Origin of the sequence: Phaeovulum sp. (assembly GCF_041596715.1) — a bacterium.
Lineage (GTDB): Bacteria > Pseudomonadota > Alphaproteobacteria > Rhodobacterales > Rhodobacteraceae > UBA6213.
Genome location: NZ_JBFHIA010000085.1, coordinates 1 through 11,674 on the forward strand (window position 1 = coordinate 1; position 11,674 = coordinate 11,674).

The window sequence follows — 11,674 nt, forward strand, 5'->3', positions numbered from 1 at the left end:
AGCACCATGCGACTTGGCTGATCGAGAAAGCGGTTGAGGCTATGGCCGATTCTGCCGGTGCGGCTGAAGTTTGGGGGTGCGGGCGGGCGCATGGCTACTGCCGGGGTCAGCGCAAAGACCTGGCGCAAGACCAGCAGGCCCCCGGCAGAGGCCGCAAGTATACTGACCGTAACCCCGGTCACGAAAGATTTTGGATCAAGCTCGAACACCAGAAAGGGGAACTTGTAATAGGTCGTATAGACCCCGATCAGCGCCCGCCCCGCCGCAATACCGCCTAGGCACCCCGCCAGTGCCCCGCCAACGGCAATGGCAAGGATCAGCTTGAAGTAATGCGCCCCAACCTCGGCGTTGGTGTAGCCAAAGGCCTTCATCAGGCCAATCTCTTCGCGCTCGGATTGCACCATGCGGCTGATGACGATGTAGAGCAGAAAGGCCGCAACCCCCAGAAAGATCGGGGGCACCCCGACCGCCGCCGCTTCCAAACCCGAAATCTCTTCCGAGACGAAGCGATTGGACATCTGATCTGCCAGCGGATAGGCGCCCGAGCCGCCGTAGGGCTCTAGCAGTTGATCGACACGGTCCAGCACCTCGGCCTCGTTCGCACCGCGCGCCAAGCCGATCAGCGCCTCGTTGAAGGCACCAGAAAGATCATAGGCGGCGGCAAGCCCGGACCGGCTGATCCAGATCACGCCAAAGCGCGCATCATCGGGCAGCAATTCGCCCGGCGCGGTAGTGTAAAGAAACTCGGGGCTTTGCGCGAGCCCGACAATGTCAAAGCTGCGGCGCGCGCCGTTCATGGTGGCATGCAGCGTATCGCCCGGGCGCAGGTCGTTGGCGGTGGCGAAACTTTCTAGCAGCAAGATCTCGTCGGGGCGGCCCACAGCGGGCATCCGCCCGTCGGCAAGGTAAACATCGTTCAGCGCAGGCACACCGCGGTCTGGCAAGGACACCGCCAACGCCTGCACCGGCAGCACCTGCCCTGCCAGATCAATCAGCGCGCGGCCTTGCACCCGCGTCTCAACCGCCGAGACGCCGGGGATTTCGGCAAGCTGGGCCTTCAGCCGTTCGGGCGCGCGCGCGACAGAGGCAAAGACATCGGCCAGCCGATAGCGTTCGTAATAGGCAGCGCGGGTTTCGGTCAGCGAGGCGGTAAGGCCCGTCATCATCACCAGCATCATCACGCCAACGGCGATTACCGCGCCGATCGCCATGGCTTGGCCCTTCATGTACCAGAGGTCGCGCAATAACTTGTGGTCAAGTGGGCTCACCACTCGATCTCCTCGGGGCTGCGGCGGGTCTTGTTCAGCACCACGTCACGAATGGCACCATCTGCAAAATGGATTACCCGGTCGGCCATAGCGGCAGTGTTGGCATTGTGCGTGACCATCATGACGGTCGAGCCAAGCCTCTCGTTCACATCGGCCAGCACCTTGAGCACCGATCGCCCGGTCGCACTGTCAAGCGCGCCGGTCGGTTCGTCGCAGAAAAGCACATCGGGCTGCTTGGCAATGGCGCGCGCAATGGCGACGCGCTGCTGCTCGCCACCCGAAAGCTGCGCGGGGAAATGATCTGTGCGCTCTTTCAGGCCAACCAGCGCCAACGCCTCGTCCGGGTCGAGCGGGTTGTTGGCGATTTCGGTGACAAGCTCGACGTTTTCATGCGCGGTCAGGCTGGGCATCAGATTATAGAACTGGAACACAAAGCCCACATGCTCGCGCCGATACCGGGTCAGTTCGGTATTGGTCATGTCGCTCAGGATCTTGTCGTGAAATTGCACCGTGCCTTCGGTGCCCCGGTCCAAACCGCCGATGATGTTGAGAAGCGTGGATTTGCCCGAGCCCGATGGCCCCAGCAGCACGACAATTTCTCCATCAGGGATTTCCAGATCGACGCCGCGCAACGCATGCACCGCCGAATGTCCCTCGCCGTAAACCTTGGTCAGACCACGGGTGGTGAAGGCCGGTGCGCGCGTTGCGGGCGTTTCTGTCATGATGAATTGCCGCCTGTCTGCGCCGAAGCGCCCCTGTGCGCCGTGTCGGGCGGCGCAGGAAACCACCGCCGGGTCTTGCGCCCGAAACTGTCAAGATAGGTCAAGGCCACCGGCACCACGACCAGCGTCAGGATAGTGGACGAGATCAGTCCACCGATCACCGCATGTGCCATTGGCGCATTCTGACCAGACCCTTCATGGATATTCAGCGCCAGCGGCAGCATCCCGAAGATCATCGCCAGTGTCGTCATGATGATTGGCCTGAACCGCGTCACCCCGGCTTCGACCAGCGCTTCATAAAGGTTCATTCCCTGTTCCCTCATATGCTGATTGGCATTGTCGACCAACAGGATCGCATTCTTGACCACCAGCCCCATCAGCATGATGAAGCCGATCATCGAGAACATGTTGAGCGTCGAACCGCCTACGAGCAAGCCCAACATGACGCCCACCAGCGCCAGCGGCAGCGCGGCCATGATCGCGACGGGTTGCAGAAAGCTGCCAAACTGCGAAGCGAGCACGAGGTAGATGAAGATCACCGCCAGAATGAGCGCCGATCCCGCCGCCGCAAGGATTTCTGCATATTGCTCGGCATCGCCGCCCATGCTGACGCGGTAGCCGGTAGGAAGTTCAAGCGCGTCCATTGCCGCCTGAATCTGCGGCGTCACATCGCCCAAGGTCACGCCAGAAAGGTTGGCGCTGACCAGCACCTGGCGCGAAAGATCGCGGCGCGTAATCTCGGACGGGCCGAACGACTGCACGATGTCGGCCACCTGATCTAGCCGCACCATACCTGTGCCGCCGCTTTGCGCCACGGGCAACGCGCGCAGCACGTCGAGGTCGTTTCGCATCTCTTCGGGCAGGCGCACCGTCACGGTAAAGCTGCGCCCATCGGGCGAGGTCCAGTCGCTGACATCGCTGCCACCCAACATCGGGCGGAGCGTCGCGCTGATCTGTTGCAGCGATACGCCAAGATCACTCGCCGCCTCGCGGTTGATCCGCACCCCAAGCACCGGTTGCGCGGAGTTAAGACTGGATGACACATCCTCGAGCCCGTCGATGGTCTGCAACGCGCGCACCAATCGGTCTGACAGCGGGTCGAGCACATCGAGATTATCACCATAGACATTGATCTGCACGGGTTCTGAAATGCCACCCATCCCACCTGCCGCGCCTACCTTGGCATCTATCCCGGGAATTACGGCAAGCGCCTCGCGCACCGGAAGCGTCATGTCTTGCGGGCTGCGCACGCGTTCGCTGGGGCCGACCATCGCAACCGTAATAGTCGCGCTGTTCTGCCCGCTTGAACCGGCACCTGCGATGGTTGCATAGGTGCCCGTCACCTCTGGAAACGCGCGCAAGACCCGATCGACTTGCCGCACCTTGATTGCCGTATATGCCAGCGACGAACCGACGGGCGTTTCGACCTCGACCTGAAACTCGCTGTTGTCCACGGCGGGGGCAAACTCAGCGCCGACCAACGGCACCAGAAAGAAGCTGCCGACAAAGGCACCCATAGCTATCGCTAGCGTGGTGATCCGGTGCCGCAGGCTCCAACGCAGCAGCCCACGGTAACCCTGACCCAGCCATTCGAAAAAACGGCCGAACTGCGCCACGGCACGCCCCAACGGCCCGTGCTTCGCCCCGGTTTCGGCCGACGGATCATACCAGACAGACGACATCATCGGGTCGAGCGTGAAGGCCACGAAAAGCGAAATCAGCACAGCAACTGACACCGTGACGCCGAATTGCAAAAAGAACTTGCCCATGATGCCTTCCATGAAGGCCACCGGCAGAAACACCGCAACGATCGAAAGCGTGGTGGCAAGCACCGCAAGACCAATCTCGTTGGTGCCCTCCAACGCCGCTTGTCGGTGCGATTTGCCCATGTGCAGATGCCGCATGATGTTTTCACGCACCACGATCGCATCGTCGATCAAAAGCCCAATCGCAAGGCTAAGTGCCAACAGCGTCATGATATTGAGCGTGAAGCCAAGGAAATAGAGCACCGTCATGGTGCCAATCACCGAGATGGGCAGCGTCAGCCCCGTAATGACGGTCGAGCGCCACGAGTTGAGAAACAGGAACACGATCAGCACGGCCAGCGCCGCGCCTTCGATCATCATGCTCTGCACACCGTGATAGCTTTCCTCAACCGGCACGGCATTGTCGCGCACGATCTCGACCTTCACATCTGCGGGCAGCTTGCCATTCATCAGCTCTTCCACCGCCTGGCGAATGTCTTCGGCCACAGCAACCGTGTTGGCACCCTGCGTCTTGACGATATCCATCGCCAAGGCTGGCTCTCCGTCCAAAAGCGCAATGCTTTCGGATTCGGCCTCGCCATCTTCCAGCGTTGCAACATCGCGCAGCCGCACAGGCTGATCGCCACGACGCGCCACGATGATATCGAGAAAATCGACCGCGTTCGCGATGCGGCCTTCAACCTGAATCGACTGCACCTCGAGCCCCTGCTCGATCGAGCCTGCGGGAAGGTCTTGGTTGTCTTGGCCAAGCGCCGCGGTCACTTCGCCAACGCCAACGCCAAAGGCTGAAAGCCGGTCGGGATCTATCAGCACGTTCAACTGGCGCGGAACGCCACCGACGACCGAGGCGCGGCCCACGCCCTGAATTGACGACATGCGCGGTTCGATCACGTCTTCGGTCAGCGCCGTCAGATCGCGCAGCGACATGATATCCGAGCTGACGGCCAGCGAGACGACCGGCAGTTCGGCGGGATCGAACTTGAAAAGCAACGGGTCATTCGCGTTGTCTGGAAAGACCGCCTGAATACTACCAAGCCGGTCGCGCACCTCTTGCATCGCCGTGGCGCTATCGACATCCATCTCGAAGAACAGGATCACCAGCGCTTCGCCCGCCCGCGCCGTGCTTTGGATATAATCGATGCCGCTGATCGTGTTCACCGATTCCTCGATGGGCTTGATGATGTCGCTTTCCACCGCTTCAGGTGCGGCCCCCGGGTAGCTGACAACCACCGCAACCACCGGAAAATCGACGTCCGGCAGTTGCTCGATGGGCAGGCGCATGAAGGAATAGCTGCCGATCACCAGCAGTGCGGCCATTACCATTGCCGCGAAAACCGGGGCCTTGACGCTGATACGGGTCAGAAACACGTGCTTATTCCTCCACGATTTCTACGGCATCGCCGCTGGCCAGCGATGGCAAGGGCGCTGTTACGACTGTCTGGCCGGGCTCGACGCCCGAAAGAATACGCACCAGACCGCCCGCCCAGTCGCCGTCGGTTTCAACCTGCCTGCGCACCAACCGGCCGTCCTCGATCTGCAAGAGGTGGTGGCCCGCCGCGTCCTCGCGCAGCGCAGTGGCCGGAACCGCCAGCGACTGGGGCGCGTCCTCGACCACGATCTGCCCAACCCCGAACATGCCACCCAGCAGAATACCGTCGGCGTTCTCGATCTGAACATATACCGGGATCGTCCGGGTTCCCTCTTCAGCTACCGGGTTGATGCGGGTGACGACGCCTTCAAAAGTTCGGCCGGGGATGCCATCGACGTGGACGCTAACCGCCTGACCGCGCGTGAGCTGCGAACCCGCGCCAACGGCGGCGCTGGCGTTCATTTCGACCGAAGTCAGATCGACCACCGTCACCAGTGGCGTGCCGATCCCGACATACTGCCCCGGCTCGGCGGAACGTTTGGAAATAGCACCCGCATAGGGCGCGCGCACGGTTGCGTTGCGCAGCCGCAGTTCGGCCCCCGCGACCTGATCTTCTAGCGCGCTGACTTGTGCGCGCAACTGCGTGACGGTGCTGCGCGCCTCATCAAGGCTCGACGTCGTGGTGAAGCCCCGGTCGATCAGTTGCTGCGTGCGTTCCAGCTGCACTTCCGCAAGGTTGAGCCGCGCCTGCGTGGCATCGGCATTGCTGCGCGCCTGCTTCAGTTCCAGCGTCAGGGTTTCCACGTCGATCTGCGCCAGCACTTCCCCCTCTGTGACACGGTCGCCGGGTTGCGCGCTAACCGCCTCAACACGACCGTTGACCTGCGAGGAAAGCTGCGCTTGGCGGATCGGTGCCAGCGTGCCGATTACGCGAACCGTGCGCTGCAGGGTTTGTGGCTGCAAAACGGCAATCTCGGCGGTGCTAAGCTGCATCACCGCTTCCGGCTTTTGCGCGTGCTCAAGTATCTCGTCCGGCCCGACTGGGGCCATTTTGGCGCTGTAATAGCTGTAGCCACCACCAGCGGCGACGACCAGCGCAAGCAATACCCAAGGCCACCTGCGCCGCCTTTGCGCCAGCCCCTCGCGTGCACGGCGCGCGCGCTCTGCCTCGGCCCGGCTCATCGCCCAATCGGGCTTGTCTTGCGCTGGCTGTTGGGTCTTTTGATCATTTGCGGTCATGCGCCGCCTCCGGGGTTTTGCGACGGCTTCATCGCGCCCAACATCAGACGGTAATCCGCAGGGTGTGACAGCAAGATGCTGCCCGCAGGCAGCCCCAGCAACCGGTCTATCAACCGCCCCTCGGCACGCATACGCGCATCAAGCAGGCGCACGGCTTCGTCCATATCGCCCAATTCGGCAGCCGCGATTGCAGACCGTAGAACCGCGCGCCGCTCTTCTTGCCCAAGGGCTACAATCACCTCGGCAGCAATTTCGGTGTCGGGGGTGTCGAAGGTGCCTTCGTCGATACCTGCCTTGATCAGCTTCCGCAGGATCGGCAGCGTAGCCTCGTTCGAGGTGGCCACGACGCGCTGGAATAGCACATCATTGCCCGGCCGCAGCATCACATCAGTGAAAAATCGCAGTTCCGGGCCAAGATCGGCCTTCCAGCGGTTCATCGCGCCGATGAACGCATTGAAGCGCGTAAGCGCGTCCCCCGTGATCGCATCGCGGGCCGTGGCGGTGCCTTCCAACGCCCGTGCCACAAGGCGCTCGACGATGGCGTCGAGCAGATCCTCCTTGGCGGAAAAGTGGTGGTAGAACCCGCCCTTCGATATGCCCGCCTCGGCTAGGACATCCGAGATCGTCACCGCATCCCAGCCTCGCGCATAAAACAACGCCTGCGCTGCATCGACGATTGCTGTGCGCCGCGCGTCAGGCGACATTCTGAGCCGCGTTCTTTTTACATTCTCATCTGTTGTTGCTGCGTTCGCCACTGATCCAAGCCCCTTAAAAACCGACCGCCGGTATGTAAAGGCTATCGCGTCACGATACAAGGCTTGGCTTGCAGTGGCTGCCTTCTCGCCGTGGCTTCAAAGCAAGAACAGCACGATCCCCGGAAATGCCAGCAACAGCAGCACCCGCACCATGTCGGACGCCACGAACCACAGAACCGGTCCATAGGCGGCACTTGCTGGGGTTTCACGGTCAAGCGAAGTGATGACAAAGAGGTTCATCCCGACAGGTGGCGTAACAAGCCCCACCTCGACCACGATCAGCACCAACACCCCAAACCAAACCGCAGTATCGGCGGCGCCAAGACCAAAATCGAGCCCCGAGACCAGTGGCCAAAAGATCGGGATGGTCAGCAAGATCATCGACAGGCTGTCCATAACGCAGCCCAGCGCCAGATAGAACAGCAAGATCAGCCCCAGCACCATAAACGGGCCAAGCCCCAGCCCGGCGACAAAGGCAGACATTTCCTGCGGCACCCGCGCATAGGCCAGAAAGCCGTTGTAAAGCGCTGCGCCGAGCAGGATGAAAAAGATCATCGCGGTGGCGCGCGCGGTTTCCAGCAGCGCCTCGGTCAACCCGGCCCGGTCAAGCCCGCCCCCGGCCCAAGCCATCAGCCCGGTGCCCGCCGCACCTATCGCGGCACCCTCGGTTGGGGTAAACCACCCACCCCAGATGCCCCCCACCACCAACGCAAAAATCGCCGCCACCGGCCAAAGCGCCAGCGTGGCGCGGCCGCGGTTGCCGCGCGCGGGCATGACCGTGGCGGCTTCAGGATAGCGGCGCACATAAAGCGCGATGACCACCCCATAGCCCAGCGCCGCCAGCAGGCCCGGCAGCAGCGCCGCAAGAAAAAGATGGGCGATGTTGGTTTCGGTCAGGATCGCGTAGATCACCAGTACCACCGAGGGTGGGATGAGAATGCCAAGCGTGCCGCCCGCCGCAAGCGTGGCAACCGAAAACCCGCCCGCGTAGCCGGCCCGGCGCAACTCTGGCAGCGCTACCTGCCCCATCGTGGCGGCAGTAGCCAGTGACGAGCCGCAGATAGCCCCGAACCCAGCCGATGCAACGATGGCGGCCATCGCAAGCCCCCCGCGCCAGTGCCCGACCCATGCCCCTGCGGCACGAAACAGGGTCCGGCTCATTCCTCCACGGGTGGCGAACTGGCCCATCAGCAGAAACATCGGAATGACCGCAAGACTGTAGCTGGAAAACGTCGAAAAGCTTTCGGTCTTGAGCCGCGCCAGCACCATCGCCGGGCTGCCGGTGACAAGCGTCAGCCCAACCGCCCCCACCGCGAACATCGCCAAGCCTATTGGCGCGCGGGCAAAGATCAGCGCCAGCAGCAGCGGAAACGAAGCGATGCCAAGTGCAAGGGCGCTCATGCGCGCCACCTGAGCGCATCCCACGCGCTGACCAGTGCGGCCACCCCTGCCGCGCCAGTGCAGGCCGCATAGGCCCACCAGATCGGCAATGCCAACAGAAACGTGGTCTCGCCGCTGCGTGCCTTGGCCAAGGTGCCCGCGCCCAACCGCCAAGCGATCAGCACCATCGCCAGCGCCATGCCAAGCGTCCAGAACCGTGTCAGCAGGGCATTGGCACGCGCTGGCAGCCGCGCGGCGAAAACCTCGACCGTTGCATGCGCGCGGTCAAGCTGCGCCAAAGGCAAAAAGGCAAAGACCACGAAGGCCACGGCCAGTTCCACCAGTTCATACCCGGCACGCACTGGGCCAAACCCGGCCACGCCCAGCCGCGCCAGCGCATTTCCTGCAACGCTGACGCAGATCATCGCCACCAGCATCAGCAACACCGCGCCACCCAGCAGCGCCAGCCCGCGTGCCAAACCGCGCATCAGCCGCTCAACCTTCATGCGCCGCCAATCCTGCCCCGAGGCATACGCAGAACGCCCCGACAACGACCTTGACCATCGGTAAATCGAACTGCCACGCCCGCTTTGCGCGCATACGTTGATGCAAAGCCTGCGCCGCCTTGCGCGCCTCGGCGGGCTTTGCCGAATCTGGGGCAATAGCAGGGGCCAGCATCTGGTCTCTTTTCAATGGCCACGATTGGCGCGCACTATGTTCGGGACAAGGAAGCCTGTCCAGCCACACAGCATGAATTGCGCCGCAAGCCCTGCCCCACCCGTCGCGCCCCAACAACACCGCTGGCCTCTGCGCACGGATAGGGGCAAGATTGCATTACGCGCGCAACTGTTGGATTGGCCCCCATGACAACCGACCAGATCATTCTATTCACGCTTTTCATCATCTTCTTCGGCATGTTGCTTTGGGGGAAGTTTCGATATGACGTGGTCGCCTTTACCGCATTGATGGTCGGCGTGGTGTTGGGGGTGGTGCCTACCGACGCCGCCTTTTCGGGCTTTGGCCACCCTGCAACGCTTGTTGTGGCTTTGGTGCTGATCGTTTCGGCAGGGCTGGTGCGGTCGGGTGCGGTGTTCCTGATCACTCGCACCTTGGTCGATGCTTCACGAAGTCTGGGCATGCATATCGCAATGATGGGGGCGATCGGCGCGGTGCTTTCGGCTTTCATGAACAACGTCGCGGCCTTGGCGCTGCTGATGCCGGTCGAGATTCAGACCGCGCGCAAGGCCGGACGCTCGCCGGGGCTGTCGCTGATGCCGCTCAGCTTCGCCACAATCCTCGGCGGTATGGCAACGCTGATCGGCACCCCGCCCAACATCATCATTTCCGCCATCCGCGAAGATGCCTTGGGCGAGCCCTACAGAATGTTCGACTTTGCCCCCGTGGGCGCAACCGCGGCCGTGGCCGGGCTGATCTTTGTGGCGCTTGTGGGCTGGCGCCTGATTCCGGTGCGCGAAGACGCCATCGCCAATATCGAGAACCTGTCCGAATACATGGCCGAACTGACGGTGCCAAAGGGCAACAAGGCGATCGGCAAACGCGTTGGCGAGTTGGCTGAAGCCGCCGAAAAGGCCGACGTTGCCATTTTGGGCGTGATCCGGGATGGCAAGCGGCGGTATGGCCCGGTCCGAAATGCGGTGGTTCAAGCCGGTGATATACTCGTCATAGAGGCGACACCTGACGCGCTTGATGAGTTTCGCGCGGCAATGAAATTCACCGTGGCGGACGAGGCGCGTGAAGAGCGGCTGAATGCGGCGGGAGACGGCGTTGAGATCATCGAGGTGGTCGTGCCCGATACCAGCCGCCTTGTGGGAAAGACGGCGCTTTCGGTCGGTCTGGAATCGCGCCAGAACACGGTTCTGCTGGGCATTTCGCGGCGCGGCAAGCGGATCACCCAGCAATTGCGCAAGACCCAAATCCAGACCGGCGACATCCTGCTGCTGCTGGTACCGCGCGACACCGGCGCCGATGTGACCGAGTGGCTGGGCTCTCTGTCGCTGGCACCGCGCGGGCTGAAAGTAACGGTCGACAAAATGGTCTGGCTTGCAATCGGCGTTTTTGCGGCTGCGGTCGCCGCGGCAAGTTTTGGGCTGGTATATCTGCCGATCGCGCTAGGCTTGGTGGTGATCGTCTATGTGCTGACCGGCATCCTGACGCTGACCGAGCTTTACTCGCATGTGAACTGGCCCGTTGTCGTACTTCTCGGCTCGATGATCCCCTTGGGTAGCGCGTTGGAAACCTCAGGCGGCACGCAGTTGATTGCGGCAGGTCTTGTGAATGTCACCGAGGGGCTGCCTGCATGGGCGATCCTGACCGCGTTGATGTTGGTGACGATGACCTTGTCGGATGTGCTTAACAACACCGCCACCACAATCGTCGCCGCACCGGTGGGCATCCAGATGGCGCAAACGCTGGGCGTATCGCCCGAGCCTTTCCTGATGGCCGTGGCCGTGGCCGCCTCTTGCGCCTTTCTCACCCCGATCGGGCACAAGAACAACACGCTGATTCTTGGCCCGGGCGGATATGCGTTTGGCGACTACTGGCGGATGGGTCTGCCGCTCGAAATCATCATCGTTGCGGTCTCGATCCCGGCGCTATTGATTTTCTGGCCGCTTTAGTAACGGCGGCACGGGGCGCAAGCCACGCGCGCCGCATCTGTATAGCGCAAGGTTGCGGTGCTGCTGGCTGCGCGACGCTCCGCGGTATCGGCGTTGCGGGCAACAGCCTTTTGAGGCATGAGGTCCTGGTTCAGCCAAATCGCAAGGGCGTCAATATGGATTACGGAAAATCTGGGGTTCCCAAGCCGAGCAAGTCGGGGGCCCGCTACATCGACCATAACGCCAAGGGAACCGAGAAAAACCCCTTTGGCGATCAATCGAAAAAGGCAGCGCTGCTGGCACGCATGAAGGCTGCGGCGGAGGCCAAGGCGCAGAAGTAACCACGCCAAATCGGCGGCAGTTGCGCCTATCGCCCGGTTTGCCGGCGGCGCGTTTGCTTAGTCTAGCGCCAGCACGATCTTGCCGATGTAGCCCTTTTCGCCAAAGGCGCGTTGCGCAGCGGCGATGTCGCGCAGCGGATAGGTTTCCGCGACCAGCGGCACAACCTCGCCCCGCTCGATCCGGCCGATCAGATTGGCAAAGACCTCTGGCTCCAACAC

At 62.3% G+C, this 11,674-nt stretch carries 11 protein-coding genes; 2 read left to right on the forward strand and 9 right to left on the reverse strand.

Annotated elements, in window-relative coordinates:
- The 8 genes from ABY403_RS07655 to ABY403_RS07690 all read right to left on the reverse strand — a co-directional run.
- Positions 1–1,268: ABC transporter permease (locus ABY403_RS07655; protein WP_372840177.1), on the reverse strand; the 1,268-nt coding region annotated here is incomplete at its 3' end.
- Positions 1,265–1,990 (reverse strand): ABC transporter ATP-binding protein, encoded by a 726-nt coding sequence (locus ABY403_RS07660; protein WP_372840178.1) that lies wholly within the window; start codon positions 1,988–1,990, stop codon positions 1,265–1,267. The genes ABY403_RS07660 and ABY403_RS07655, both read right to left, overlap by 4 nt.
- The gene (locus tag ABY403_RS07665) at positions 1,987–5,124 is read right to left on the reverse strand and encodes an efflux RND transporter permease subunit (RefSeq protein ID WP_372840179.1); all 3,138 of its coding nucleotides are present in this window, start codon (positions 5,122–5,124) and stop codon (positions 1,987–1,989) included. Before ABY403_RS07665 ends, ABY403_RS07660 begins: the two co-directional genes overlap by 4 nt.
- Positions 5,125–5,128: 4 nt before the next feature.
- Complete coding sequence (locus ABY403_RS07670) at positions 5,129–6,364, reverse strand: efflux RND transporter periplasmic adaptor subunit (protein ID WP_372840180.1); 1,236 nt, start codon at positions 6,362–6,364, stop codon at positions 5,129–5,131.
- Positions 6,361–7,068: a TetR/AcrR family transcriptional regulator gene (locus ABY403_RS07675; protein ID WP_372840181.1), complete on the reverse strand. Its 708-nt coding sequence runs from the start codon at positions 7,066–7,068 to the stop codon at positions 6,361–6,363. Before ABY403_RS07675 ends, ABY403_RS07670 begins: the two co-directional genes overlap by 4 nt.
- A 147-nt stretch (positions 7,069–7,215) precedes the next feature.
- A complete protein-coding gene (locus tag ABY403_RS07680) occupies positions 7,216–8,520 on the reverse strand; it encodes a TRAP transporter large permease (RefSeq protein WP_372840182.1) in 1,305 nt (434 codons plus the stop codon).
- The gene (locus ABY403_RS07685; protein WP_372840183.1) at positions 8,517–9,005 is read right to left on the reverse strand and encodes a TRAP transporter small permease; all 489 of its coding nucleotides are present in this window, start codon (positions 9,003–9,005) and stop codon (positions 8,517–8,519) included. Before ABY403_RS07685 ends, ABY403_RS07680 begins: the two co-directional genes overlap by 4 nt.
- Positions 8,995–9,177 carry a hypothetical protein gene (locus ABY403_RS07690; protein ID WP_372840184.1) on the reverse strand — a complete coding sequence of 61 codons (183 nt, stop codon included), beginning with the start codon at positions 9,175–9,177 and terminating at the stop codon, positions 8,995–8,997. The genes ABY403_RS07685 and ABY403_RS07690 overlap by 11 nt, the downstream gene beginning before the upstream one ends.
- A 185-nt stretch (positions 9,178–9,362) precedes the next feature.
- Between ABY403_RS07690 and ABY403_RS07695 the strand changes: the two genes are divergently transcribed.
- Complete coding sequence (locus ABY403_RS07695; protein WP_372840185.1) at positions 9,363–11,135, forward strand: SLC13 family permease; 1,773 nt, start codon at positions 9,363–9,365, stop codon at positions 11,133–11,135.
- A gap of 155 nt (positions 11,136–11,290) precedes the next feature.
- The gene (locus ABY403_RS07700) at positions 11,291–11,455 is read left to right on the forward strand and encodes a hypothetical protein (RefSeq protein ID WP_372840186.1); all 165 of its coding nucleotides are present in this window, start codon (positions 11,291–11,293) and stop codon (positions 11,453–11,455) included.
- A 57-nt stretch (positions 11,456–11,512) separates the two neighbouring features.
- On the opposite strand, the gene ABY403_RS07705 is transcribed toward ABY403_RS07700, so the two are convergent.
- On the reverse strand, positions 11,513–11,674 hold the full coding sequence (locus ABY403_RS07705; protein WP_372840187.1) for a zinc-binding dehydrogenase: 162 nt from the start codon (positions 11,672–11,674) through the stop codon (positions 11,513–11,515).

Bases quoted from the DNA above. Each gene is read 5' to 3' on its own strand.
- ABY403_RS07700 (WP_372840186.1), top strand. From the start codon at position 11,291: ATGGATTACGGAAAATCTGGGGTTCCCAAGCCGAGCAAGTCGGGGGCC.
- ABY403_RS07660 (WP_372840178.1), bottom strand. From the start codon at position 1,990: ATGACAGAAACGCCCGCAACGCGCGCACCGGCCTTCACCACCCGTGGT.
- ABY403_RS07695 (WP_372840185.1), top strand. From the start codon at position 9,363: ATGACAACCGACCAGATCATTCTATTCACGCTTTTCATCATCTTCTTC.
- ABY403_RS07690 (WP_372840184.1), bottom strand. From the start codon at position 9,177: ATGCTGGCCCCTGCTATTGCCCCAGATTCGGCAAAGCCCGCCGAGGCG.
- ABY403_RS07680 (WP_372840182.1), bottom strand. From the start codon at position 8,520: ATGAGCGCCCTTGCACTTGGCATCGCTTCGTTTCCGCTGCTGCTGGCG.
- ABY403_RS07670 (WP_372840180.1), bottom strand. From the start codon at position 6,364: ATGACCGCAAATGATCAAAAGACCCAACAGCCAGCGCAAGACAAGCCC.
- ABY403_RS07675 (WP_372840181.1), bottom strand. From the start codon at position 7,068: ATGTCGCCTGACGCGCGGCGCACAGCAATCGTCGATGCAGCGCAGGCG.
- ABY403_RS07685 (WP_372840183.1), bottom strand. From the start codon at position 9,005: ATGAAGGTTGAGCGGCTGATGCGCGGTTTGGCACGCGGGCTGGCGCTG.